This window comes from Streptomyces tendae, assembly GCF_008632955.1.
In the GTDB taxonomy this organism is placed as follows: domain Bacteria; phylum Actinomycetota; class Actinomycetes; order Streptomycetales; family Streptomycetaceae; genus Streptomyces.
Window position 1 is genome coordinate 5068746 of the sequence record NZ_CP043959.1, and the last position, 23399, is coordinate 5092144.

Consider the following 23399-nt stretch of genomic DNA (forward strand, 5'->3'; position numbering starts at 1 on the left):
CCCGCTCAGGTCACGCCTCGGCCAGTCCCGGGCCGGCCAGCGCCGCGATCCGCTCCACCGCGAACACGTACCCCTGGACACCGCATCCCGCGATGACGCCGTCGGCGCGCAGGGAGACATAGGAGTGGTGCCGGAAGCTCTCCCTGCGGTGGATGTTGGAGATGTGGACCTCCACCACGGGCAGTCCGTCGCAGGCGTTGAGGGCGTCCAGGATCGCGACGGAGGTGTGGGAGTAGGCGCCGGGGTTGATCACGATGCCGCAGTGGTTCAGCCGTGCCTCGTGGATCCAGTCCACCAGCTGCCCCTCGTGGTTGGACTGGCGGAGGTCGACGGTGCCGTTGCGGGCGGCGGCCGCCCTGGCGCACATCGTCTCGACGTCGGCCAGGGTCTCGCGTCCGTAGATCTCCGGCTGCCGTTGCCCGAGCAGATTCAGGTTCGGCCCGTTGAGGATCATGATCGGGGCGTCGGCCAGGTTGCGGGGCACGGTTCCTCCGGTCCGTCGAGGTGCGGTCCCTCGCCGGAACCGCTGATCGCACCCGGTCTATCACGCCGCACCGAGGTGGCGTACGCCGCCGCCGCGCCCGCGGTGACTCCCGCTCATGGAAGCGCCCGGGCCTCCCGGCGACATGGTCGTCCGGGCGGCCCGGGCACTGGTACGGGCGCGGGCCGCTGCCGCCGTCAGGGGTTGATCGCGAGTTCCAGATAGGCGGCGAGCAGCACCAGGTGCACGCCTCCCTGGAGCGGAGTGGCGCGGCCCGGGACCACCGTCAGCGCGCTCACCACCACGGTCAGGGCCAGCAGCACCATATGGGTGCTGCCGAGGCCGAGGACGAGCGCACCGGGCAGCCAGAGGGTGGCCACCGCGACAGCGGGGATGGTCAGGCCGATGCTGGCCATGGCCGACCCCAGGGCCAGGTTCATGCTGGTCTGCACCTGGTTGCGGCGCGCCGCGCGCACGGCGGCGATGGTCTCCGGCAGCAGCACCAGCAGGGCGATGATCACACCGACGACACCATGGCCGAGACCGGCCGCCTCCACCCCGGACTCGATCGTCGGTGAGACGCCTTTGGCCAGACCGACGACACCGACGAGCGCCAGGAGCAGCATCCCCAGGCTGATCAGCGCGGTGCGCGTGGAGGGCGCCTCGGCGTGCGCCTCGGGAGAGGGTTTCTCCCCCTGTTTCACCACCGGCAGGAAGTAGTCGCGGTGCCTGACGGTCTGGGTCGCGACGAACAGCCCGTAGAGGGTCAGCGACGCGATGGCGGCGAAGGCCAGCTGGACGGTGGAGAACTCCGCACCCGTCTTGCTCGTGGTGAACGTCGGTATCACGAGGCTGAGCGTCGCCAGCGTGGTCACGGTGGCGAGAGCGGCTCCGGTGCCCTCCGAGTTGAAGACGGCCGTCTTGTGCCGCAGCGAGCCGACGAGCAGGCTGAGCCCGAGGATGCCGTTACAGGTGATCATCACGGCGGCGAACACGGTGTCCCGGGCGAGCGTCGCGCTCTTGTCGCCGCCGTCGAGCATCAGGGTGACGATGAGCGCCACCTCGATGACTGTGACGGCGACCGCCAGGACCAGGGAGCCGAACGGCTCGCCGACCCGGTGGGCGACCACCTCGGCATGGTGCACGGCCGCCAGCACCGCCCCCGCCAGGACCACGGTCACCAACCCGACGATCCCGCCGGGCAGGTCCCTCCCCCAGGTCAGGGCGAGCAGCACCACCGCGAGCACCGGAACGGCGAGCGTCCATCGTGAGGCCACGGACTTGATCCGATCCGTCATGCGGCGATCGTCCCCGGCACGAGGGGGCACGGCATTTCGAGGACTTTCGACCACCGGGCGACCGTGGAGGGCGTCGGATGTGTCACCGCCGTGCGGCGACCCCTTCCGCTCCGCGATCCTGATCGTCTCGGGGTCATCATGGTCACGCATGGCCTCCTTCTCGAGTCGAGTGCGGTCTGCGCCGCCCGCAGACGGCGCGGTGAACGTGCGGGACCGGGAGCGTCGGACGGCGACGTGCTGCCCTACGCTCCCGGTGCCCGGTGTTCCTGAAGTGCGGTTTCCCGATGCCGGACGGCGTTGTCCGACGGGTCAGGCGTCGACGTCGGTCTTCGCGGAACTCTCGCCCCGGTCTGTGGCCGCCTCGGCCTCCGCCTTCTTGCGGGACGCCCGGAGGCTGGTGATCGTGGTGACGATCAGGACCGAACAGATGACGCCCAGCGAGACCGGAATACTGATCTCGGGCACGTGCAGCCCGGACTCGTGCAGGGCGTGCAGCACCAGCTTCACGCCGATGAAGCCCAGGATGATCGACAGCCCGTAGGACAGGTGGACCAGCTTCCTGAGCAGTCCGCCGATGAGGAAGTACAGCTGCCGCAGACCCATCAGCGCGAACGCGTTGGCCGTGAACACGATGTACGGGTCCTGGGTCAGACCGAAGATCGCCGGGATCGAGTCCAGCGCGAACAGGACGTCGGTGGTGCCGATGGCGAGCATCACGACGAGCATCGGGGTCATGACCCGCTTGCCGTTCTGCTGGATCCACAGCTTGGTGCCGTGGTAGCGGTCGGCCACGCCGAAGCGACGCTCGGCCGCCTTGAGGAGCTTGTTCTCCTCGAACTCCTCGTCCTCCTCGTCGGCCCTGGCCTCCTGGATGAGCTTCCAGGCGGTGTAGATCAGGAAGGCGCCGAAGATGTAGAACACCCAGGAGAAGCTGGCGATGATGGCGGCACCGGCGGCGATGAACACCGCGCGCAGCACCAGGGCGATGAGTACGCCGACCAGCAGTACGCGCTGCTGGTACTGCGAGGGCACCGCGAACTTCGCCATGATCAGCACGAAGACGAAGAGGTTGTCGACGCTCAGCGACTTCTCGGTGATGTAGCCGGCGAAGAACTCGCCCGCCGGCTGGCCGCCTCCGAAGACCAGCAGCCCGAGCCCGAAGAGCCCGGCCAGGACGATCCAGACGACGGTCCAGATCCCGGCCTCCTTGACGGACACGTCATGAGGTTTGCGGCCGATGAAGAAATCGACAGCGATCAGGGCGCACAGGCCCACGATCGTCAAGACCCACAGGGTCAGGGAAACATCCACTGCGCCTCCGGCAGATACGTCACACGGCAAATGTCAGCGTCGTCGCTGCCGGAGGTCTCTTCCACCCAACCCAGGGCGCTTGCTGCGCGCCCGGACGGCTATTGGGCCGACGCCCCGGGATCTGGCCTGATCCGTATTGACGGGGTCGCCGCACAGACAGGGAGTACTCCCCTCCGTGCCGCCAACACTACCCAATCACCAAGGATTGGTAAAGAGATCGGTAAAGAAAGACACAAAGCCCCAGGTCGGAGGCTTTACATGTCCTTGGTCGAAGGTGCCGGGGGCTCACCTGTTCCATGTCCGGCGGGCCTGCGCGACCTGGGTGAGCACCTGACGAAGCACCTGGCTGCCCGGCGGCACGACCGGCGGCTCGTAGGTCCAGGCGTGCCCCACCCACGGGTCGGCGAGGTGATCGTCCGGCACCGCGGTCAGTCGCAGCAGCGAACGCCACAGCGGATCGAGCAGCGGCCCGTACCCCGCGGACTCCTCACGGTCCGCGACCATCATCAGGTGGACGCCGACCGACGGCCCCTCGTCGACGAGGTAGCGCAGCTGGTTCACGGCACGGTCGTCGAAGCCGTGCGGGAAGTCGTTGACGATCAGCAGCTGTTGCGAGGTGTCGAACCCGGGCGGCAGCGCGTCGGAGGCGCCACCGCGCAGCGCCATCTGGACCAGGTCGACCCGCTGCGTCAGCCGGGCCAGCACGTCCGTCACACCCGCGGCGCCCTGGGCGGGCGGGGCGGCGAGGACGCCGGTCTGGGTCAGGGGTGCGAGCGCCTGCGCCCCGGACCCGGCCGGATCGATGACGTGCACGGTGAACTCGCCCGCCGGGTAGACGGCGAGCAGCCGCGCCGCGTGCGCCACCGCGGTCTCCATGGCCAGGCGCCGCATGTCGTGGGAGTCGGTGAACGACCCGTCCAGGGCGTCGGTGCGTCCGCTGTCGATCCACAGCCCACGCTCCAGCGGCAGCCTGAGCAGCATCGGGATGCGGATCGACTCGGCCTCCGGAAGCCGGAGGTCGCCCAGGCGCAGCGCCATGGGTATCTCCATCGGCACCCGGTAGGCGTGCCAGCAGGGGTTGTCCCAGCGGGCGAACGCCTGAGGCAGGGCCGGCTCGACGACCTCGGCCTCCGCGACGAGCTGGGCGACGTCCCGGTCGAGGGACGCCCGTGCCTGGTCGACGAGTTGCGTGTACCGGGTACGGGCCGCCTCCCTGGCGCCGTCGCCCTGTCCGCCGATGCGGCTGCGCGGGTCGGACAGGGCCTGCTCCAGCTCCTTGTCCATCCGTGACTCGGCGAAGTCCACCGCGCTGCGGTACGCGGCGGTGGTGCGGGCCAGGTCCTCGAACATGCCCCAGACCTGGTTGTAGAGCCGCTCCTCCATGGACCAGCCGGTCGCGTCGCCGGCCACCGGCCGCGCGGGCTGTCCTGGCTGCGCCGGGGGTGCCGCGGGCGGGGGCGGAGGCGGGGCGGAGGTCTGCCTGCGCGGGTGGCTGTAGTTGACGGGACCGCCACCGGAGGTGGCGTGCGGGTCCGCGCCGCCGTAGGCGGGCTGCGGTCCCCCCTCTCCCTGGCCGCCGACCGGCTGGCCACCGACCGGCTGTCCGCCGTACGACGGCGCGGGGCCGGGGGTGCCTTGGGGGGCGGCGCCCTGGTCGGGGCCGACCGCGGGGGCCGCCGCCTGCCGGGAGCGGTCTCCCTCGGCCGGGCGGGGCGGGGGCGCCTGGACGGAGCGGGCGAGGCCCCGGGCGACCGCCTCGTCGATGCCGGCCGCGAGCTGCACGGCCTCGGAAAGGCCCTGGTCGGCGAAGAGTTCGGCCAGGCCGCCCGCATAGCCCTGGCCCACGGCGCGCACCTTCCAGGCGCCCTGCCGCCGGTAGAGCTCCAGCGCGACGACGGCGGTCTCGGCCTCCAGACCGGTGATGGTGTAGCTGGCGACCTCGGTGCCGTCAAGTCCTGTGACGGCGACGAAGGGGGCCGCCACGGCTCCGAAACGGGCGGGCCCGGCGCCGCCGTGCGCGGCGGGCAGGGCGAGCAGCACGCTGACACGGTGGACCGCGTCGGTCATGGCGTCCAGGTCCACCGCGAGACGGTGGTCGGCGGCCGCCTGGCGCGACACTTCCAGGCCGGGCTGCACGGGCGCGCCGGGGTGGGCCACCCACTCCCTGCCGTGGATCCGCCCGTTCTCGTCCCCGAGCGCGGCGGCTGCCGCGACCGGCGTGCCGGCCGAGATCCGGACTTCCAGACGGGACTGGGACAGCGGGTGGTTCTGCCCCCGCACCAGCTCGGCCGTCATCGCCTTGTCCCCCTGCGTCGCGTTGATGTGTCGGGTGCCGCGAACCGGCCCCGGGCGGGGGCCGGTTCACCTCCGGGTGCCTAGAGGACCGGCAGGATGGCCGGCATCAGGTCCTGGAAGGTGCGGCCGTTGGCCGGGTTGCCGAGGGCCGTCATCGACCAGCCCGGTCCGACGCGGTGCACCTTGGCCATGATCTGGGCGGTGAAGGCGCCACCGCCCGCGAGCGTGTAGCGGGCGAGCTCCTGGCCGTTGGTCTCGTCGACCAGGCGGCAGAAGGCGTTCTGCACCTCCTGGAACGTCTGGCCCGTGAAGGAGTTCACGGTGAAGACGATCTGGTCGATGTGGACCGGGACGCGCGACAGGTCCACGAGGATGGCCTCGTCGTCGCCGCCCTGGCCGACACCGCCGACGAGGTTGTCACCGGTGTGACGCACGGAGCCGTCGTCGCTCACCAGGTGACGGAAGAAGACGACGTCGACCGGCTGCTTGTCGGCGAACAGGACGGCGGAGGCGTCCAGGTCGATCTCCCGGGTGCGCGAGCCGAACAGGCCGCGACGGGGAGCCGCCTGCCAGCCGAGACCCATGCGCACCGCGGTCAGGCTGCCGCCGTCGTTCTTCTGCAGACTGATGGCCTGACCCTTGGTCATGTTGACGGTCACGCGCTGATTCCCCTCTCGAACGTCCCCTGTTGCCGCGAAGACCGCGGTTGCCGAGAACCCTACGCAGATGCACTGACAGTGACGTACCCCGGTCCGCACTTTGTGTCGGTCTTGCAACACATTCCGGTGGACGTCAGGACAGACCCGCCTCCTGCATCTGCCGCAGTTCCTTCTTCATCTCCGACACCTCGTCGCGCAGCCGTGCCGCGATCTCGAACTGCAGGTCGGCAGCGGCGGCCCGCATCCGTGTGGTGAGTTCCTCGATCTGCCCGGCGAGTTCGGCGGCGGGACGGTCGGTGGGCACGGTCTCGGCGGCCTTGGCCTTGGCACCCTTGGCGTTCTTCGCGCCCTTGGCCGCCTTGCCGAGGGCCGGCACGGGTGCCTTGGTGCCGCCGCCGTCCTTCTTGGCCTGGCGGTAGCCCGAGCCGAGCAGCTGCTCGGTGTCGATGTCCTCGCGGGCGATCTGCGCGACGATGTCGTTGATCTTCTTGCGCAGGGGCTGCGGGTCGATGCCGTTCGCCTGGTTGTAGGCGATCTGCTTCTCCCGGCGGCGGTTGGTCTCCTCGATGGCCCTCTCCATCGCCGGCGTGATCTTGTCGGCGTACATGTGGACCTGGCCGGAGACGTTGCGCGCCGCGCGGCCGATGGTCTGGATGAGGGAGGTGCCGGACCGCAGGAAACCTTCCTTGTCGGCGTCTAGGATCGCCACCAGGGAGACCTCGGGCAGGTCGAGCCCCTCGCGCAGCAGGTTGATGCCGACGAGGACGTCGTACTCGCCGCTGCGCAGTTCCCGCAGCAGTTCCACGCGGCGCAGGGTGTCGACGTCGCTGTGCAGGTAGCGCACCTGGATGCCGAGCTCGAGGAAGTAGTCCGTGAGGTCCTCGGCCATCTTCTTGGTGAGCGTGGTGACCAGGACGCGCTCGTCCTTCTCCACGCGGGTGCGGATCTCGTGGACCAGGTCGTCGATCTGGCCCTCGGTGGGCTTGACGACGACCTCGGGGTCGACGAGCCCGGTCGGGCGGATGATCTGCTCGACGAAGCCGTCGGAGCGGGAGAGCTCGTACTGCCCGGGGGTGGCCGACAGGTAGACGGTCTGACCGACGCGCTCCTGGAATTCCTCCCACTTCAGCGGGCGGTTGTCCAGGGCGGAGGGCAGCCGGAAGCCGTGGTCGACGAGGGTGCGCTTGCGGGAGGCGTCGCCCTCGTACATGGCGCCGATCTGCGGCACGGTGACGTGCGACTCGTCGATGACGAGCAGGAAGTCGTCCGGGAAGTAGTCCAGCAGGGTGTTGGGCGGGGAGCCCGGGGAGCGGCCGTCGAAGTGCATCGAGTAGTTCTCCACGCCGGAGCAGGAGCCGATCTGGCGGAGCATCTCGATGTCGTAGGTGGTCCGCATGCGCAGCCGCTGGGCCTCCAGCAGCTTGCCCTGCTTCTCCAGCTCCGTGAGGCGCTCGACGAGCTCCTTCTCGATGTCGTTGACCGCGCGCTCCAGACGCTCGGGGCCGGCGACGTAGTGGGAGGCGGGGAAGACGTAGAGCTGCTGGTCGTCGCTGATGATCTCGCCGGTGAGCGGGTGCAGCGTGGACAGCGCCTCGATCTCGTCGCCGAACATCTCGATGCGGACGGCGAGCTCCTCGTAGACCGGGAAGATCTCGATGGTGTCGCCCCGGACGCGGAAGGTGCCGCGGGTGAAGGCCATGTCGTTGCGCGTGTACTGGATGTCCACGAAGCGGCGCAGCAGCTCGTCGCGGTCGAACTCGTCGCCGACGCGGAGGGGCACCATGCGGTCCACGTACTCCTGCGGTGTGCCCAGGCCGTAGATGCAGGAGACGGAGGCGACCACGACGACGTCGCGGCGGGTGAGCAGCGAGTTGGTCGCCGAGTGCCGCAGCCGCTCGACTTCCTCGTTGATCGAGGAGTCCTTCTCGATGTAGGTGTCCGACTGAGGGACGTACGCCTCGGGCTGGTAGTAGTCGTAGTACGAGACGAAGTACTCGACCGCGTTGTTCGGCAGCAGCTCGCGGAACTCGTTGGCCAGCTGGGCGGCCAGGGTCTTGTTCGGCGCCATGACCAGGGTGGGGCGCTGGAGCTTCTCGATCATCCACGCGGTGGTGGCGGACTTGCCGGTGCCGGTGGCGCCGAGCAGGACGACGTCCTGCTCGCCCGCCTCGATGCGCCGGGCGAGCTCGGCGATGGCCGCGGGCTGGTCGCCGTTGGGCTGGTAGGGGCTGACGACCTCGAAGGGCGCCACCGTGCGTTCGATCTTGGAAACGGGCCGCATGCCATCCACGGTACGACCCCTCACTGACAACGGGTCCGGGTCAGCGTCGCTGGGGGGTGCGGGAGCGGTGTTCCACGGGGCCGCGGGCGCTCAGCCGGGCGCGCGGTGAGGGGTGGTGGGCCGGGGAGTGGGCGGGTATGCCGGGGCGGGGGTCGGTGGCGGGCGCCGCGGGCCGGCCCATGACCACCAGCGGGTCGAAGACCACCACGACGCCCGCCAGGACGAGGACGGCGAGCGGGCCGATCATCATGGGGCCGAGCAGCGCGGCCGCGGAATCTCCGGTGTCGGGCGCGACCGTGCCGTGCACGTGGACGTCGACGGCGGCCATGCCGAGATAGTGCATTCCGGTGACCGCGAGGCCCATGACCAGGCTCGCGCCCACACTCCACAGGAAGCCCCTGGCCTGGCCGGCAGCCCACAGGGCGGCGCTGGCGGCGGCCATGGCGACGGCCACGGAGGCGGCGACGGTGAGGGTGTTGTACTCCAGCTGTCCGTCGAGGCTCATGGAGGCCATGCCGAGGTAGTGCATGGAGGCCATGCCGAGACCGGTGACGGTCCCCCCGGTGAACAGGGCCGTCCCGGTGGCGCCCTTGTAGCCGACGATGAAGATGCCGACGCCCACCATGACGACGGCGACGGCCAGGCTCGCGAAGGTCATCGCGCGGTCGTAGCGGATCGGCGTGCCCTCGACAGTGAAGCCCATCATCGCGATGAAGTGCATCGTCCAGATGCCCGCGCCGATGGACGCCGCGCCGAGGGCGAGCCAGCCGGGGCGCCAGGAGCGGGGCGCCAGCCCGGCCCGGGTGGTGCAGCGCAACCCGAGCGCTCCGCCGAGGCAGGCCATGAGATAGGCCACCAAGGGTGTGACCATGCCGTAACTGAATCCGTCGACCGTGCCTTGCATGCGCGGCTACCCTTCCCGCCCTGTACGTCCCGCGTTGACCCGTTGTGCGCCCCCTCCCAGGACCGCAGCGGCGGCCAGGGTGTCGCAGAGAGTATGACCCCCACCGGAATGGTCGAACGACTATCCGGCAAAGAAACACGTCCTTGCCCCAGGTGTGTGGCACCGGTGTGCGGGGGCGGGCCGCCGGCGTTCGGTCCGTGGCCATTCCGCGGCCGTCTCGTGTTGACCCTCTGCTGTCACAGTGGTTCTGACCGTGACCGTTCGACGCGAGGAGTCCGCATGCACGCCCGTGCTGTCGCCGCATCGACCACCGCGCTCCTGGGAACCACCGCCTTCCTCCTCCCGCTCTCCCCCGCCCGGGCCGCCGACGGCACCGCCACCGCTCCGGTCGTCGTCGCCCACCGTGGCGCCTCCGGGTACGCCCCGGAGAACACGCTGGCGGCCGTCGACAAGGCGGCCGCCCTGGGCACCGCGTGGGTGGAGAACGACGTCCAGCGCACCAAGGACGGTGAGCTCGTCGTCGTCCACGACGACAGCCTGCAGCGCACCACCGACGTCGAGGAGGTCTTCCCCGACCGGGCGCCGTGGAAGGTGAAGGACTTCACGGCCGCCGAGATCGCCCGCCTGGACGCCGGCGGCTGGTTCGACCCCGCGTACGCGGGCGCGCGCGTGCCGACACTGGAGCAGTTCGTGCACCGGGTCGACCAGCACCGGCAGAAACTGCTGCTGGAGATCAAGAATCCGGAGCTGTACCCCGGCATCGAGCGGGACATCCTCAAGGTCCTCGACAACGAGGGGTGGCTCGACCGCGCGCACGTGCAGCAGCGGCTGATCGTGCAGAGCTTCAGCACGGACAGCGTGCGTACGGTCCACGAGCTGAAGCCCGAGGTGAAGACCGGCTTCCTCGGGACGCCGCCGGTCGCCGACCTGCCCGTGTACGCGGCCTTCGCCGACCAGATCAACCCGTCGCACAGCTCCCTCACCGCCGCCTACGTCAGCGCGGTGCACGGCTTCGAGGGCGCGCACGGCAAGCGGCTGGAGACGTTCACCTGGACGGTGAACGACGCGGCCGCCGCCCGGCGGGTGGCCGGGTTCGGGGTGGACGGGATCATCACCAACCGTCCCGACGTGGTGCGCGACGCGGTGGAGGGCTGAGTCTCCGGCCCTGAGCCCTGCCCGGCCCCGGGGTGTTGTCGGTGGCGGGCCGTACGGTGGGGCTCATGGACAGCGATGGGCGGTACGAGCCGCGGGTCGTGTGGGCCGTCGTGGACAGCGGCGTCGGCCCGCTGCTGCTGGCCGCGACCCGCGAGGGCCTGGTCAACGTCGTGTTCCACGCAACCGGCAAGGTCCGCGACAGGGCTGTGGAGCGGCTGGCCTCCCGCCTCGGCTGCGAACCCGTGGAGGAACCCGGCTCTCCGCTGCTGGCCGAGGCGATACGCCAGTTCCGCGCCTACTTCGCGGGTGAGCGGGACTCGTTCGAGCTGCCACTGGACTGGTCGCTGATCTCGGGCTTCAACCGCGAGGTGCTGCGGGAGCTGGCCAGGGGGGTGCCGTTCGGCACGGTGGTGGGGTACGGCGATCTGGCGGGGCGGGTCGGTCAGCCCGGCGCCGCGCAGGCCGTGGGCATGGCCATGGGCGCCAATCCGCTGCCGGTGGTGGTGCCCTGCCATCGGGTCGTGGAGAGCGGGGGCGGCATCGGCGGTTTCGGGGGCGGGCTGGAGGCGAAGAGGCGGCTGCTCGCCCTGGAGGGTGTGCTGCCCGAGCCGCTGTTCTGACGGCGGCGCGACGAGCGCGAGGCCGGCGGGCGCTGTCACCCGCCCCGCCTGCCGTCGGTCCTCGTCGGTCGTCAGCGCGCGTGGCCGTTCCCGGCGTGCCTGCGTCGTCGCGGCGCGTTTCAGTCGTAGTGCCGGGCCTCGAAGACGTTGCCGTCCGGGTCGCGGAAGTAGAAGCTGCGCTTGGCCGGGCCACGCGCCCCGAAGGAGTCGTGCGAGACGTCCGACACCGGCACGGACTGCTCCCGCAGGCGGTCCAGAAGCGTGTCGAAGGCGGCCGCGGTCAGGGACAGGCAGACGTGGTTGACGGGGTGGCCGGAACTCTCGGCGGCGCCGGGGAGCATCGACATGCGGTTCGCCTTGGACCGCGGCATGAGGTCGAGGATCGTCTCCCGGTTGACGCGTACCGAGGGGAAGGGCGCTTCGCCCGCCGAGAAGTCGGCGAGCCTGACCGGCTCCAGACCCACGGCTTTCTCGTAGAAGTGCGCGGCGGCGACGGGATCGCTCACCCACAGGACGACATGGTCGAGCCGGGTTTCTTGGTGCGTCATGGTTCCAGCCTCCGTGACCCCTGTGACGGGCCGCAAGGGTTTGGCCCGGTGTGGCGCTCGCCAGAGATGGAGGGAGAGGCGGCAGACGGGAGGCAGCGCGTGGTGCTCATGGTGTCGGAAGAGGTACGGGAGGCGCTCGCGGCGGGTCGGCCGGTGGTGGCCCTGGAGTCCACGATCATCGCCCACGGACTCCCCCGGCCGCGCAATCTCCTGGTGGCACGGGAGCTGGAGGCCTTGGTGCGACGGGAGGGCGCGGTTCCGGCGACGATCGCCGTGCTGGACGGGAAGCCGCGGGTCGGCCTGGACAAGGAGCAGCTGGAGCGGGTCGCGAACGAGGACGGCATCCGCAAGCTGGGCCACCGTGATCTGCCGCTCGCGGTGGCCGCGGGGGCGAGCGGGGCGACGACGGTGTCGGCGACCGCGCTCCTCGCGGCGCTCGCGGGGGTCCGGGTGTTCGCCACCGGCGGGCTCGGGGGTGTGCACCGGGAGTGGACCGTCACCCAGGACGAGTCGGCCGACCTGGGGCTGCTGGCACGCACCCGGATCACCGTGGTGTGCGCGGGGGTGAAGTCGATCCTGGACGTGCCGGCGACCCTGCAGCGGCTGGAGACCCTGGGAGTGGCGGTCGCCGGGTACGGGACGGACCGCTTCCCCGGCTTCTACCTGTCGGACTCGGGACATCCCGTGGACTGGCGGCTGGACAGCCCGGAGCAGGTGGCCCGGGTCATGCGGGCGCAGGACGCGGTGGGCGGGCCGGAATCTGCGCTGATCGTGGCCAACCCGGTGCCGGAGGACGAGCAGCTGGATCCCGGGGTGCACGCGCGGGTGCTCGACGAGGCGCTGCGGGCGTGCGAGGAGGCCGGGGTCACCGGCCAGGGAATCACCCCGTTCCTGCTGGACCACCTGGTGCGGCACACCGACGGCGCCTCCCTGGAGGCCAATCTGGCGGCGGTGCGGGGCAATGTGCGGCTGGCGGCCCGGGTGGCGGCGGCCTGGGCCGCCGCGGCGTGACCGGAAGGGCGCGGGACGGGGCGTTGCTGGTCGTCGGGGACGTGATCACGGACGTGGTCGCGCGGCACCCGGGCTCCCTCGCCGCGGGCACGGACACCGCGGCCGTGATCCGCACGGTGCCTGGTGGGGCGGGCGCGAACGTGGCCTGCTGGGCCGCGCACCGGGGTGGCTGCGAGGTGCGCCTGCTGGGACGGGTGGGCTCGGACGCGGCGGCGTGGCACGAACGGGAGTTGATCGCCTGCGGCGTGCGCCCGCGGCTGGTCGTGGACGACGAGGTGCCGACGGGGACGGTCGTCTGCCTGGTCGACGGGCAGGCGGAGGCCGAGCGGACCTTCCTCACGGACAGTGGAGCGTCGCTGCGGCTCGGCCCCGAGGACTGGTCGGACATGCTGCTGGACGGGGTGGCGCGGCTGCATCTGTCGGGTTACCTGCTGTTCGGCGACAGCAGCCGGGCCCTTGTGGCGGTGGCGCTGAAGGCGGCAGCGGCGCGCGGGATTCCGGTGAGTACGGACCCGGCGTCGGCCGGGTTCCTCGCCCGGCTGGGTCCGGACCGTTTCCTGTCGCTGGTGGAGGGCGTGGAAGTGCTGCTGCCCAGCCGGGACGAGGCGTGCCTGCTGACGGGTCGCTCCGACGTGGCGGACGCGGCGGCGCGGCTGAGCCGGCGGATCCCCTTGGTGGTGGTCAAGCAGGGCGCGGAGGGTGCGCTGCTGGCGCGGTCCGGCGAGGTGTGGGCCCGTGTGCCGGCCGTGCCGGTGACGCCCCGGGACACCACCGGTGCCGGAGACGCCTTCACGGGAGCCTTCCTCGCGGCCCTGCTCGCGGGCGCGATGCCCGAGAAGGCGGCCGAGGAGGGGTGCCGGGCGGGAGCTCGGGCGGTGGAGCGGACCGGAGCACGGCCGCCGGCCCGCGGCTGAGCGGGCAGAAGTACGCGCTGAGCAGCGGGGCGGTACGGGATCGTCCGGCTCTCGGCCCACGACCGACCGCCGCTTCGGGACCGGCCGTCGGCCTGCGCGGCGCCCCTCGACGGCATGCGCGGCACCGGCCGCGCCGGTCGACGAGGGGTGCGCCGCCCTGCTGTCCACAGGCGGGAACCAAGCGGAAGTTGACGTTTCCACAGGCCCGGACGAGGTCGGCCGGTGGCTGGCAGACTGGCGCGGCAGGGCCGACGAGCAGGTCGGCACGGGGGATCACGCGAGGGGGACCGAATGTCGATGGCAGGGAATCTGCGGAAGGTCAGGGGTCTGGGCCGGGTCGGCAGGCTGCGCGGGCTGGCGCGCCGCCGTCCCCGGGTCGATCTGAGCCACCCCGCCCGGTCCCCACTGGGCTCCTCGGTGGTCAACTGCGTGACCTACCGGGACGGTCACCGCGTCTCCGTGCCCGGGGAGGCGGCCGACGCCGTCACGTGGGTCCGTGAGAGCGGGGAAGGGTTCGTCTGGCTGGGGCTGCACGAGCCGACGAGCCGGGAGTTCGCCGGCATCGCCGAGCTGTTCGACCTGCACCCGCTGGCGGTGGAGGACGCCGTCGAGGCCCACCAGCGGCCCAAGCTGGAGCGGTACGGCGAGACGCTGTTCGCCGTGTTCAAGACGGTCTGCTACGTCGAACACGAGGAACTGACCGCGAACAGCGAGGTGGTGGACACCGGCGAGATCATGGTCTTCGTCGGCCCCGACTTCGTGGTGACCGTGCGCCACGGGCGGCACGGCTCGCTGGGACCGCTGCGCGAAGGGCTGGAATCCGATCCCGGGAGGCTGGGCCAGGGACCGTCCACGGTGCTGCACGCCATCGCGGACCAAGTGGTCGACGACTATCTGAGCGTGACCGATTCAGTCCAGGAGGACATGGACCGGGTCGAGACGGATGTGTTCGCGGAGCACGGCGCCCGGGTCGATCCGGGCCGCATCTACCAGCTCAAGCGCGAACTGCTGGAGCTGAAGCGGGCGGTGGTGCCGCTCGGCAGGCCGCTTGAGGAGCTGGCCACCCGGCCGAGCCGGGTGATCGCCCCGGACATACAGGCGTACTTCCGCGACGTCGCCGACCATCTGCAGCGGGCGACGGAACAGATAGCGGCGTTCGACGAGTTGATCAACTCGATCCTCCAGGCCCATCTGGCGCGGGTCACGGTCGCCCAGAACGAGGACATGCGGAAGATCACCGCCTGGGCGGCGATCGTCGCGGTGCCCACCATGGTGTGCGGCATGTACGGCATGAACTTCGACCACATGCCGGAGCTGCACTGGCGGTACGGCTACGGCATGGTCATCGCGGTGATATCCGTGGCGTGCGTGCTGCTCCACCGGGCGTTCCGGCGCAGCGGCTGGCTGTGACATCCGCCGGCCACGCCGCCGGCGGGCGGCGGGGTCAGCCCGAGGCGGACCGGGCGTAGACGCTCTCGACGAAGGCGGCGATCTGCTCGTCCGTCAGGTGCTGGGCCAGGTCGGCCTCGCTGATCATGCCGACGAGGCGCTTGTCGTCGATGACGGGCAGGCGGCGGATCTGGTGGGTCCGCATCTCGTTGAGCACGTCGTCGATGTCGGCGTCGGACGCGATCCAGCGTGGCGTGCCCTTGGCCATCTCGCCCGCGGTGACCCGGGCGGGGTCGTGGCCCATGGCGACGCAGCCGACGACGATGTCGCGGTCGGTGAGGATGCCGCAGAGCCGCTCGTTCTCGTCGCTGATGGGCAGCGCGCCGACGTTCAGCTCGCGCATCAACTGTGCCGCGCGGTCGAGGGTTTCGTGCGCGGGGATCCACTGGGCGCCGCGGTGCATGATGTCTCCGGCGGTGGTCATGAGGTACCTCCCGGTGCCGGACGGCCGGCGCGGCGCGGGGGCGCGCCGCGAGTCCCGACGCCCTTCATTGTCGCCGGGTCGTCGGCGGACGGCACCCGCAGCACAGGCTTCGTGGCCCGCGCCCCAGGTGCGCGACCGGCGTCCCAGGTCCGGGAGCGGGGCCCGCGCGGTCTCAGCCGCGCCAGGCCGGACGGCGGGGGTCGTCGGCCCGCACCAGCACGTCGGCCGTGGCGGCCGGGTCGGTCTCCTCCTCGTAGCGCTCGAAGGCGGGGAGCGTCCAGTGCTCGGCCTCGGGGGTGCGGCGGCGCAGCGCACCGGTTGAGAGGAGGAGGTGGACACTCAGATCGAAGGGGAACCAGTGACGCAGCAGAAGCGGTCCGTGCAGCAACAGCACGCCACCGGGTGGCAGTTGGACGTAAGGGCTGCGGGTGGCGCGGTCGGTGGCCGGGTCCCAGAGGTCGGGCAGCACCCGCCCGCTGCCGCCGGGCCCGAGCGGGTCGAACACCTCACGCCACAGGGCGCCGGTGTCGTACCAGCCGCCGTAGTAGGACTCCAGGTCCTGGTGGCCGTATTCGAGCCGGACCGAGGCGGGGCGCAGGAAGCCGTCCGTGCCCACGACCAGGCTGGGGCGGCCCCCCGCGCGCAGTGCCTCGGCGAGGCGTTCGGCGAGGTCGCCCGGGCGGGCGGCCGGGGCACCGTCGAGGGCGACGCGGGGCCAGGGGGCGCCGTCGGCCGTCTCGAGCTCCAGCAGGCGCTCGGCGAGCAGGTCGACGAGCCGGTCCCAGGTGATCGCTTCGAGTCGCACAGGGCCATGATGCGTCACGTCCCCGGTGGCGTTCGAAGCGCCGGGAGAGCCCGAGCCCGGCACCTGCGGCACCCGCGGTGCCTACCTGCGAACGCGGAGCGTGGACGATCGCGCATGGCCGTGCGCCGCTCGGCCATGGCCCGCAGTGTGCGGGGCGCGTTGACTGGTGGTGACGGCGACCGGGAGGGAGTCCCGGTGCCAGGGACGGCGGGGGTGACGGCACATGGGCGACGGGCCGTATCTGGTGCTGACGATGCTGGGTGTGCTCGGGACCGGGGTGGTGGCCGGGGTGTTCTGCGCGTTCTCGACGTTCGTGATGCGAGGGCTCGCGGCGGTGCCGCCGGCGCGGGGCGTGGCCGCGATGCAGGCGATCAACGTGGCGGCGGTGCGAGCGCCGTTCATGCTGGTGTTCCTCGGCTCGACGGTGCTGTGCGCGGTGCTGACGGCGGTGACGTGCGTGGTGTGGCCGGACGAGGGGGCGGTCGCGTCGCTGGTGGGCGGTGCCCTGTACCTGTGCGGGTCGTTCGGGCTGACCGTGGTGGCGCACATACCCCGCAACGACCGGCTGGCCCGGCTGGAGGCGGACAGCGCGGAGGCCGCCGCGTACTGGCCGGTGTACGTGCGCGGGTGGACCCGGTGGAACCACGTCCGCGCCCTGGCCTCCGCCGGTGCGGCGCTGGCGTACCTCCTCGCCCTCACCGGTTGACGTACCGACGCCCGCACCAGGTCCCACCTGCGCGGCAGGGGCAGGCAGGGTCCCGTGCGGACGCCGTCGGGCGCGCTGCGGGAGGGGGTGGGCGGACGTATCGTGTTCGCAGCAGTGCCGCCCGACGACGCACGGCCTGTCACCCGCCCACGCAAGGAACACGGCCATGGCCGATCCCAAGGGTTTCCTCACCACGCCCCGCCAGGACTGGCCGCGCCGGCCCGTGGAGGAACGGGTCCGCGACTGGGACGAGGTGTACGTCCCCGGAGGGCTGCTGCCGATCATCAGCACGCAGGCGGACCGGTGCATGGACTGCGGTGTGCCGTTCTGCCACGAGGCCTGCCCGCTGGGCAATCTCATCCCGGAGTGGAACGACCTGGTGTCGCGGGAGGACTGGCGGGCGGCGGCGGAGCGTCTGCACGCCACCAACAACTTCCCCGAGTTCACGGGGAGGCTGTGTCCGGCTCCGTGCGAGGCGGGCTGTGTGCTCGCCATCAACCAGCCGGCGGTCACGATCAAGAACGTCGAGTGCGCGATCGCCGACCGGGCCTGGGAGGAGGGTTTCGCGGCACCGGCCCCGCCGGACCGGCTCTCCGGCCGTACGGTCGCGGTCATCGGCTCGGGCCCCACCGGGCTGGCCGCGGCCCAGCAGCTGACCCGGGCCGGGCACACGGTCGCCGTGTACGAGCGGGACGACCGGATCGGTGGACTGATGCGCTACGGCATCCCCGAGTTCAAGATGGAGAAGCACCATCTGGAGCGGCGGGTGGAGCAGATGCGGGCCGAGGGCACGAAGTTCCGTACCTCCACCACGGTCGGCCGGGACGTGGACGCGGCGGAGCTGCGGAGCCGTTACGACGCGCTGGTGATCGCCACGGGGGCGACGGCGTGGCGGGAGCTTCCGGTACCGGGACGTGAGCTCGCGGGGATCCACCAGGCCATGGAGTACCTGCCGCTGGCCAACCGGGTGCGCGAAGGGGACCTGGAGACGTCGCCGCTGTCCGCGGAGGGCCGGCACGTCGTCATCGTCGGGGGCGGCGACACGGGCGCCGATTGTCTGGGCACGGCGGTGCGGGAGCGGGCCGCGTCGGTCACCCAGCTCGACATCTACCACCGGCCGGGCGCCGAACGCGACGAGGAGGCCGAGCCCTGGCCGACCTATCCGAAGCTGTACCGGCTGTCGGCGGCGCACGAGGAGGCGGGTGCGCTGGGGACGGCACCGGCGGCGGATGCGGACGCGCGGCTGTTCGCGGCGTCGACGCTGCGCTTCGAAGGGGACGGGGAGGGGCGCGTGAGCGCGCTGCGTCTGGTGGAGGTGGACGCGGGGCGTCGGCCGGTGCCGGGCACGGAGCGGGTGCTGCCCGCCGACATGGTGCTGCTCGCGCTCGGTTTCTCCGGGCCCGATCAGCGTGACGGGCTGACCGCCCAGCTCGGTGTGAAGCTGGAGCCCCGCGGCACCGTGGCGCGCGGGGCGGACTTCGCCACGAACGTGCCGGGGGTCTTCGCGGCGGGGGACGCCGCCCGGGGGCAGTCGCTGATCGTGTGGGCCATCGCGGAGGGCCGGGCCGTGGCGGCTGCGGTGGACGGCTACCTGACGGGCGGCACATCCCGCCTGCCGGCACCGATCGGCCCGTACGACCGGCCGATGACGGCCTGACTAACCCCTACGACCGGCCGATGACGCCCTGACGCGCTCGTACGCCCCGGCAGACGACGCCCTGACGCGCTCGTACGCCCCGGCAGACGACAGCCTGTGGCTCACGGGGCTAGGCGCCCCGGCGGGTGACGATCCGACTCCCCTGCCCGAGCCGATGACCGACCGAACCGCCCGGCTGGTTGCCGAAGCCTGACTCCGCGCCCGCCCACGACGAACGCCCGCCCCCCACCCCGTGGCCGGAACCCGCCGCCCCCGCCCCTCCCCCTAGGCAGCCAACCCGGCCGGCATCGGCACACACGCCGCCGCCCCTGGACCCCCGGTACGAACCGGGCGTCCAGGGGCGGGTGCGTGGGACTACGGCTTGCGGGCCACCGCCCCGTAGCCCGGGATGACCCCGTCCTCCTGGCCCGGGACCGGGTCGCCCAGTTCGGGGTGCCACAGGTGCGGCACCTCGACGCCCGGCTCCACGAGGTCCAGGCCGTCGAAGAACCGGGTGAACTCCTCGCGGCTGCGCAGCGCCAGCGTGACGCCCGCCGCCCTAAGCTTCGCGACGGCCGCTTCCGACTCCTCGGGCGTGAAGTCGGCCGTGGCGTGGCTGATCACCAGGTGGCTGCCCGAGGGCATCGCGTCCAGCAGCCGCCGCACCAGCTCGTGCGCGCCGTCCTCGTCGGGGACGAAGTGCAGCAGGGCGATGAGCGAAAGACCGATCGGCTCGTCGAAGTCGAGGATCTTGCGCGCGCCCTCCAGGATCGTGTCCGGGTCGCGGACGTCGGCCTGGAGGTAGTCGGTGACCCCCTCGTCCGTGCCGCGCAGCAGTGCCGCCGCGTGGGCCAGCACGATGGGGTCGTTGTCGCAGTACACGACGCGGGCATCCGGCGCGATGCGCTGGGCCACCTGGTGCAGGTTCGGCTCGGTGGGTATGCCCGTGCCGACGTCCAGGAACTGGCGCACGCCCTGTCCGGCGAGCCAGCGCGTGGCCCGCTGCATGAACGCCCGGTTCACGCGTGCCATGACCGGCACCCGCGGGTCCAGGGCGAGCATCTGCCGGCCCATGGCCTCGTCGACCGGGTAGTTGTCCTTGCCGCCGAGGTACCAGTCGTACATCCGCGCGGGATGCGGCCTGGTGGTGTCGATCTCCACGGGGTGCTGCCCGGTCATGACAAGCTCCGTAACTGTCCGCAAGCCTTAGTGATCAATACAGTGCCAAGTGCTGAGTGTCGAGCGCCAATGCCGAGTGCCAAGTGCCAAGGGAGAAAAAGCAAGGTAGTGCGGCAAGCGGGGGTCAGGACAGCAGGAAATCCGCCTCTCCGGCCTTGGCCCCCTCGATGAAGGCCGTCATCTCGGCGGAGGTGTAGATGAGCGCCGGTCCGTCCGGGTCGGTGGACTGGCGGACGGCGATGCGGCCGTCGTCGAGCTTCATCGCCTCGAGGCAGTTGCCGCCGTTGCCACCGCTCCAGGGCTTGTGCCAGCCCTCGCTGCCCAGCTCCCGCGCGGGCATGCCGTTGTAGATCCTCCCGGCGTGCGCCCGCGCACGCGGCTGGGTCTTCGGGGGCTTGATGAGTTCCATTCACAGCTCCTTGCGGAGATCCCGGAGGATCTCCTTCGTGCGATGTGCCGTGGCGGCCTGGGCCGCCATGCGGTCCATGACCTCGAGGTGGGTCGCCACCTCGGTGCGCGCGTCCAGGTAGACGGCGCCGGTCAGGTACTCGCTGTAGACCATGTCCGGCAGTTCGGGCATGGCGAATCGGAACAGCACGAACGGCCCGTACGTGCCGGGGTGCGGCCCGCTGTCGAAGGTCGCGACCTGAAGCGTCACATTGGGCAGCGCCGCCGCTTCGAGCAGCTTGTCGATCTGTGCACGCATCACCTCCGGGCCGCCGACCCGGCGGCGGAGCGCGGTCTCGTCCATGACGACCCACAGTCGGGGCGCGTCCTCACGGGTGAGCAGTTCCTGCCGTTGCATGCGCAGGTCGACGTGGCGCTCTATGTCGTCGGGCCGGGTCTGCCCTATGGCACCGGAGCGCAGCACGCCGCGCGCGTAGTCCTCGGTCTGGAGCAGTCCGGGGACGAAGTGGGGTTCGTAGCTGCGGATGAGGGAGGCCGCACCCTCCAGGCTGACGTACATGGAGAACCAGCCGGGCAGGATGTCGTGGAAGCGCTGCCACCAGCCGGGCTTGTTGGCGTCCTCCGCCAGCTGCACGAAGGCGTCGGCCTCCTCGTCGGAGACACCGTAGGCCTTCAGCAGCAGCTGGAGGTACGGGATCTTGAGCGCGACCTCGGCCATCTCCATGCGGCGTACGGTGGCGGGGGCGACGCGCAGGATGCGGGCGGCCTCCTCCCGCTTGAGACCGGCGCGCTCGCGCAGGTCCAGCAGGCGGCGCCCGAGGACGACCTGCCCCACCGTCGGCGCGGACCGGGGTTCACTCACGCTCCACCTCCCTCGAACAAATCCTGACAGCCCGGCGGCGCCATTCGATGATCTGCCACGGAGACCGCTCGAACCGAACACACATTCGAATCAATCTTCGGCGATCCCAACTGGCGCCGCGCGAGGTCCTGTTGCGAGCAGTGTGCCACGCCGGTCCAGACCGTCACACAGCACTCTGCATTTTTCAGAGTGACACTTGCCAAGTGTTCACGGCGGGGCGATAGTGGCAAGCGTGATTCCGTCCGCGCCCTTAGGAACAGACGCCGCCGCGGCCTCCGTCGACCTCGGCGCCGCCCCGGCCACCGCCCCTTCGGGGGATGACGCCGTGCGCCGGTTCCGTTTCGAACTGGCCGCCCACCCGGGTTCCCCTGCCCGGGCCAGACGGCTGACCCGGGCCCGGCTGTCCGGCTGGTCGGTGTGCGAGGACACCTGCGACACCGCGGCCCTGGTCGTCTCCGAACTGGTCACCAACGCCATCGTGCACACCGCGAGCAGCCATGTCGTCTGCGAGCTGCACGACGGTGACGACCTGGTGCGCATAGCCGTGCGGGACGAGGGCTGCGCGCCGGACCGGCCCCGGGCGAACACCCGGCAGCAGCCGGAGGAGGAGCACGGGAGGGGACTGCTCCTCGTCGACGCCCTGTGCCACGCGTGGGGCGCCCACGAGCACGGTCCCGGCCTGCTGGTCTGGGCGGAACTCCCGCGCCAGGCGGACACCCCGCACGAACCCGCCGAACCCCACAACGACCTCGGCTGGGGCGCCCGGCCCAAGCCCGGCCCGGCCGGCGGCTCGGAGGACGGCGACAGCGACGGCGACGAGAGCGCCCGTTCGCACCCGGCGGAGAAGAGGCTCGACCTCCCCGCGGGGCGGCATCCCGGCCGGGACGGAGGACGCGCGTGACGGGCGCCGGCGGCACCCGCGTGGTGAGCCTGGACTCACTGGTCCGCCTGCAGCGCGGACGGACGGCCACGGACACACCCCGGCGCCTTCCGGTCCCCGACGGCATGACCGCCCCGATGGGCTGCGACGCGGTGGCGGTGCCCGCCCGCTTCGGCCCGTTGGTCCTGCCCCGGCTGCCTCGCGTGGGGTGCGTCTACGCCGACGAGGCGCACTGGTGGTGGCTGGTCCCGTCCGACTCCGACTACGCCCTGGACTGGCCCGCCCCCGCGCACTACGCGGCCGGCGCGGTCCTCCCCGACGGCCCGGCCGCCACGGGCGACGCCGGCCTCCCGGGTCTCATCCACCGCCCGGACGGCACGCTCCCCTACACGCCGCCGATACCGCTCTACCTGGCCCTGTGCCGGCTCACCGGGACCACCCCGGCCTGGTCACGCCCCGTCACCGCCTGACGGCCTCCGACGGCCCCTCGCGGACCGCTCAGGCCACCACCTCACCGCCGGCGCGCTCGCCGCGGACGATCACCAGGAACATGTCGGTCGCGAGGTCCATGACAACCTCGGCGGGCAGGCCCTCCAGGCGCCGCGCGTGCGCGAACTCCTCCGCGGGCCATGAGCCGCGCGGTCCACCTGCGGGAAAGCGTTCGAGCACTGTTCGCCCGTTCACCCTGCCACCTCCATGTAGCGCTGTACTCGTAGAGTTAAACGCCAACCATGGGGCGAACGCCTCGTCCGGTGACGGTACTGAGACGTAGTTGACACCCGTTCACTGCCAAGTGTGAGCGCGCTCTCAGCTTTTCGGAGTAATCCGTCACCGTCCGTGTCAGAGGTCGTACTCGTCGTGGTAGCGGAGGTGCGCCTGTGCCACGGGTGCTCCGACGGCCCACGCGCGCCCCTCGGGTTCCTCCCACGGCTCCTGCCTGCCGAGCGCGGTGAGGTCCAGCAGGCTGGTGGTGGAGCCCAGCCCCTCCAGGCCGCGTCCGTAGGCCGAGTAGGTGTGGAAGACGCGGTCGCCCTCACGCAGGAAGCAGCTCACGCCGGGCCGCTGGACGGGCGTCCCGCCCTCCTCGGAGAACACCTCGAAGTCCGCGTCGAAGTCACCGGGGTACGACGAGTACCAGGGCACCGTCCACCCCATCCGCGCCTTGAACGGCAGGATCCTGGTGAACGGCGCCCGGGAGACGGCCGCGAAGGTGGTGCGCCGCGCCTGGAGGTGTGCCAGGTGCCCGATCTGGTCCAGGAACGCCGAGCAGCAGCGGCACCCGGTCTCCCACTCCGGGGCGAACTCGAAGTGGTGCACGACGAGCTGCCGCCGCCCCTGGAAGAGGTCGAGCAGCGTGGCCCTGCCGTCGCCGCCCTCGAAGACGTACTCGCGGTCGACGGGGACCCTCGGCAGCCGGCGCCGTTCGGCTCGGAGGGCGTCGAGCGCGCGGGTGACGGCCTTCTCCTTGTCGAGCAGTTCTTCGCGCGCCGCGCGCCACTCGGCGCGCGGGACGATCTCCGGAAGCGACATGGTTCCTCCTGTGCGACGGTCCCGTTGCGAGGGGTGACCGGGC

General features: G+C 71.6%; 24 protein-coding genes. 9 read left to right on the forward strand and 15 right to left on the reverse strand.

Translation table 11 applies throughout. The annotated features are described in order from the left end of the window. Nucleotides 1-10 precede the first annotated feature (10 nt). The 7 genes from aroQ to F3L20_RS23390 all read right to left on the reverse strand — a co-directional run bounded on the left by aroQ (nucleotide 11) and on the right by F3L20_RS23390 (nucleotide 9229). Nucleotides 11-484 (reverse strand): type II 3-dehydroquinate dehydratase, encoded by a 474-nt coding sequence (gene aroQ, locus F3L20_RS23360; protein WP_150156023.1) that lies wholly within the window; start codon nucleotides 482-484, stop codon nucleotides 11-13. Nucleotides 485-678: 194 nt separating this feature from the next. After that, nucleotides 679-1779 (reverse strand): calcium:proton antiporter, encoded by a 1101-nt coding sequence (locus F3L20_RS23365; protein WP_150156024.1) that lies wholly within the window; start codon nucleotides 1777-1779, stop codon nucleotides 679-681. A gap of 309 nt (nucleotides 1780-2088) precedes the next feature. Then, the gene (locus tag F3L20_RS23370; protein ID WP_150156025.1) at nucleotides 2089-3090 is read right to left on the reverse strand and encodes a TerC family protein; all 1002 of its coding nucleotides are present in this window, start codon (nucleotides 3088-3090) and stop codon (nucleotides 2089-2091) included. A gap of 285 nt (nucleotides 3091-3375) precedes the next feature. Next, a complete protein-coding gene (locus tag F3L20_RS23375) occupies nucleotides 3376-5385 on the reverse strand; it encodes a TerD family protein (RefSeq protein ID WP_150156026.1) in 2010 nt (669 codons plus the stop codon). Nucleotides 5386-5465: 80 nt separating this feature from the next. After that, the gene (locus F3L20_RS23380) at nucleotides 5466-6044 is read right to left on the reverse strand and encodes a TerD family protein (protein ID WP_150156027.1); all 579 of its coding nucleotides are present in this window, start codon (nucleotides 6042-6044) and stop codon (nucleotides 5466-5468) included. A gap of 133 nt (nucleotides 6045-6177) precedes the next feature. Next, complete coding sequence (gene uvrB, locus F3L20_RS23385) at nucleotides 6178-8325, reverse strand: excinuclease ABC subunit UvrB (protein ID WP_150156028.1); 2148 nt, start codon at nucleotides 8323-8325, stop codon at nucleotides 6178-6180. 40 nt (nucleotides 8326-8365) lie between these two features. After that, nucleotides 8366-9229, reverse strand: coding sequence for an MHYT domain-containing protein (locus F3L20_RS23390; RefSeq protein ID WP_150156029.1), 864 nt, complete (start codon nucleotides 9227-9229; stop codon nucleotides 8366-8368). Between the two features lie 279 nt (nucleotides 9230-9508). On the opposite strand from F3L20_RS23390, the gene F3L20_RS23395 reads away from it, so the two are divergent. Together F3L20_RS23395 and F3L20_RS23400 are read left to right on the forward strand one after the other, a co-directional pair. Next, complete coding sequence (locus F3L20_RS23395) at nucleotides 9509-10384, forward strand: glycerophosphodiester phosphodiesterase (protein ID WP_150156030.1); 876 nt, start codon at nucleotides 9509-9511, stop codon at nucleotides 10382-10384. Nucleotides 10385-10449: 65 nt separating this feature from the next. Continuing rightward, on the forward strand, nucleotides 10450-11004 hold the full coding sequence (locus tag F3L20_RS23400) for a methylated-DNA--[protein]-cysteine S-methyltransferase (RefSeq protein ID WP_150156031.1): 555 nt from the start codon (nucleotides 10450-10452) through the stop codon (nucleotides 11002-11004). Between the two features lie 119 nt (nucleotides 11005-11123). Here F3L20_RS23400 and F3L20_RS23405 read toward each other — a convergent pair whose 3' ends face one another. Then, the gene (locus F3L20_RS23405) at nucleotides 11124-11552 is read right to left on the reverse strand and encodes a VOC family protein (protein WP_150156032.1); all 429 of its coding nucleotides are present in this window, start codon (nucleotides 11550-11552) and stop codon (nucleotides 11124-11126) included. A gap of 99 nt (nucleotides 11553-11651) precedes the next feature. On the opposite strand from F3L20_RS23405, the gene F3L20_RS23410 reads away from it, so the two are divergent. From F3L20_RS23410 to F3L20_RS23420, 3 genes are all read left to right on the forward strand, one after another. Continuing rightward, nucleotides 11652-12563 carry a pseudouridine-5'-phosphate glycosidase gene (locus tag F3L20_RS23410; RefSeq protein WP_150156033.1) on the forward strand — a complete coding sequence of 304 codons (912 nt, stop codon included), beginning with the start codon at nucleotides 11652-11654 and terminating at the stop codon, nucleotides 12561-12563. Then, complete coding sequence (locus F3L20_RS23415) at nucleotides 12545-13477, forward strand: carbohydrate kinase family protein (protein WP_150157474.1); 933 nt, start codon at nucleotides 12545-12547, stop codon at nucleotides 13475-13477. The genes F3L20_RS23410 and F3L20_RS23415 overlap by 19 nt, the downstream gene beginning before the upstream one ends. A gap of 291 nt (nucleotides 13478-13768) precedes the next feature. Next, nucleotides 13769-14887, forward strand: a complete 1119-nt coding sequence (locus F3L20_RS23420; RefSeq protein WP_150156034.1) for a magnesium and cobalt transport protein CorA — start codon at nucleotides 13769-13771, stop codon at nucleotides 14885-14887. A gap of 34 nt (nucleotides 14888-14921) precedes the next feature. Here the strand turns inward: F3L20_RS23420 and F3L20_RS23425 are convergent, their stop codons facing one another. Further along, nucleotides 14922-15350 (reverse strand): CBS domain-containing protein, encoded by a 429-nt coding sequence (locus F3L20_RS23425; RefSeq protein ID WP_145825202.1) that lies wholly within the window; start codon nucleotides 15348-15350, stop codon nucleotides 14922-14924. A gap of 172 nt (nucleotides 15351-15522) precedes the next feature. Next, nucleotides 15523-16155 (reverse strand): uridine kinase, encoded by a 633-nt coding sequence (locus tag F3L20_RS23430; protein WP_150156035.1) that lies wholly within the window; start codon nucleotides 16153-16155, stop codon nucleotides 15523-15525. Nucleotides 16156-16378: 223 nt separating this feature from the next. On the opposite strand from F3L20_RS23430, the gene F3L20_RS23435 reads away from it, so the two are divergent. Both F3L20_RS23435 and F3L20_RS23440 read left to right on the forward strand, forming a co-directional pair. Continuing rightward, nucleotides 16379-16861, forward strand: coding sequence for a DUF1772 domain-containing protein (locus tag F3L20_RS23435; protein ID WP_150156036.1), 483 nt, complete (start codon nucleotides 16379-16381; stop codon nucleotides 16859-16861). Nucleotides 16862-17027: 166 nt separating this feature from the next. After that, the gene (locus tag F3L20_RS23440; RefSeq protein ID WP_150156037.1) at nucleotides 17028-18518 is read left to right on the forward strand and encodes a glutamate synthase subunit beta; all 1491 of its coding nucleotides are present in this window, start codon (nucleotides 17028-17030) and stop codon (nucleotides 18516-18518) included. Nucleotides 18519-18872: 354 nt separating this feature from the next. Here F3L20_RS23440 and F3L20_RS23445 read toward each other — a convergent pair whose 3' ends face one another. The 3 genes from F3L20_RS23445 to F3L20_RS23455 all read right to left on the reverse strand — a co-directional run bounded on the left by F3L20_RS23445 (nucleotide 18873) and on the right by F3L20_RS23455 (nucleotide 20946). Then, nucleotides 18873-19676 carry an SAM-dependent methyltransferase gene (locus F3L20_RS23445; RefSeq protein ID WP_150156038.1) on the reverse strand — a complete coding sequence of 268 codons (804 nt, stop codon included), beginning with the start codon at nucleotides 19674-19676 and terminating at the stop codon, nucleotides 18873-18875. Between the two features lie 124 nt (nucleotides 19677-19800). After that, nucleotides 19801-20085, reverse strand: a complete 285-nt coding sequence (locus F3L20_RS23450; RefSeq protein WP_093766710.1) for a DUF397 domain-containing protein — start codon at nucleotides 20083-20085, stop codon at nucleotides 19801-19803. Beyond that, nucleotides 20086-20946 carry a helix-turn-helix domain-containing protein gene (locus tag F3L20_RS23455; RefSeq protein ID WP_150156039.1) on the reverse strand — a complete coding sequence of 287 codons (861 nt, stop codon included), beginning with the start codon at nucleotides 20944-20946 and terminating at the stop codon, nucleotides 20086-20088. It abuts the gene before it with no gap. 196 nt (nucleotides 20947-21142) lie between these two features. On the opposite strand from F3L20_RS23455, the gene F3L20_RS23460 reads away from it, so the two are divergent. Together F3L20_RS23460 and F3L20_RS23465 are read left to right on the forward strand one after the other, a co-directional pair. After that, nucleotides 21143-21847 (forward strand): ATP-binding protein, encoded by a 705-nt coding sequence (locus F3L20_RS23460; protein WP_431193175.1) that lies wholly within the window; start codon nucleotides 21143-21145, stop codon nucleotides 21845-21847. Beyond that, nucleotides 21844-22296 (forward strand): hypothetical protein, encoded by a 453-nt coding sequence (locus F3L20_RS23465; protein WP_150156041.1) that lies wholly within the window; start codon nucleotides 21844-21846, stop codon nucleotides 22294-22296. Before F3L20_RS23460 ends, F3L20_RS23465 begins: the two co-directional genes overlap by 4 nt. Nucleotides 22297-22324: 28 nt before the next feature. On the opposite strand, the gene F3L20_RS23470 is transcribed toward F3L20_RS23465, so the two are convergent. Together F3L20_RS23470 and F3L20_RS23475 are read right to left on the reverse strand one after the other, a co-directional pair. Then, nucleotides 22325-22510: a hypothetical protein gene (locus F3L20_RS23470; protein ID WP_150156042.1), complete on the reverse strand. Its 186-nt coding sequence runs from the start codon at nucleotides 22508-22510 to the stop codon at nucleotides 22325-22327. A gap of 156 nt (nucleotides 22511-22666) precedes the next feature. After that, nucleotides 22667-23356, reverse strand: a complete 690-nt coding sequence (locus tag F3L20_RS23475; RefSeq protein ID WP_150156043.1) for a DUF899 domain-containing protein — start codon at nucleotides 23354-23356, stop codon at nucleotides 22667-22669. Between the last annotated feature and the right edge of the window lie 43 nt (nucleotides 23357-23399).

Coding starts and splice junctions, on each gene's coding strand:
- F3L20_RS23365 (WP_150156024.1), bottom strand. CDS start 1,779: ATGACGGATCGGATCAAGTCCGTGGCCTCACGATGGACGCTCGCCGTT.
- F3L20_RS23375 (WP_150156026.1), bottom strand. CDS start 5,385: ATGACGGCCGAGCTGGTGCGGGGGCAGAACCACCCGCTGTCCCAGTCC.
- uvrB (WP_150156028.1), bottom strand. CDS start 8,325: ATGCGGCCCGTTTCCAAGATCGAACGCACGGTGGCGCCCTTCGAGGTC.
- F3L20_RS23390 (WP_150156029.1), bottom strand. CDS start 9,229: ATGCAAGGCACGGTCGACGGATTCAGTTACGGCATGGTCACACCCTTG.
- F3L20_RS23395 (WP_150156030.1), top strand. CDS start 9,509: ATGCACGCCCGTGCTGTCGCCGCATCGACCACCGCGCTCCTGGGAACC.
- F3L20_RS23400 (WP_150156031.1), top strand. CDS start 10,450: ATGGACAGCGATGGGCGGTACGAGCCGCGGGTCGTGTGGGCCGTCGTG.
- F3L20_RS23405 (WP_150156032.1), bottom strand. CDS start 11,552: ATGACGCACCAAGAAACCCGGCTCGACCATGTCGTCCTGTGGGTGAGC.
- F3L20_RS23420 (WP_150156034.1), top strand. CDS start 13,769: ATGTCGATGGCAGGGAATCTGCGGAAGGTCAGGGGTCTGGGCCGGGTC.
- F3L20_RS23425 (WP_145825202.1), bottom strand. CDS start 15,350: ATGACCACCGCCGGAGACATCATGCACCGCGGCGCCCAGTGGATCCCC.
- F3L20_RS23435 (WP_150156036.1), top strand. CDS start 16,379: ATGGGCGACGGGCCGTATCTGGTGCTGACGATGCTGGGTGTGCTCGGG.
- F3L20_RS23440 (WP_150156037.1), top strand. CDS start 17,028: ATGGCCGATCCCAAGGGTTTCCTCACCACGCCCCGCCAGGACTGGCCG.
- F3L20_RS23445 (WP_150156038.1), bottom strand. CDS start 19,676: ATGACCGGGCAGCACCCCGTGGAGATCGACACCACCAGGCCGCATCCC.
- F3L20_RS23450 (WP_093766710.1), bottom strand. CDS start 20,085: ATGGAACTCATCAAGCCCCCGAAGACCCAGCCGCGTGCGCGGGCGCAC.
- F3L20_RS23475 (WP_150156043.1), bottom strand. CDS start 23,356: ATGTCGCTTCCGGAGATCGTCCCGCGCGCCGAGTGGCGCGCGGCGCGC.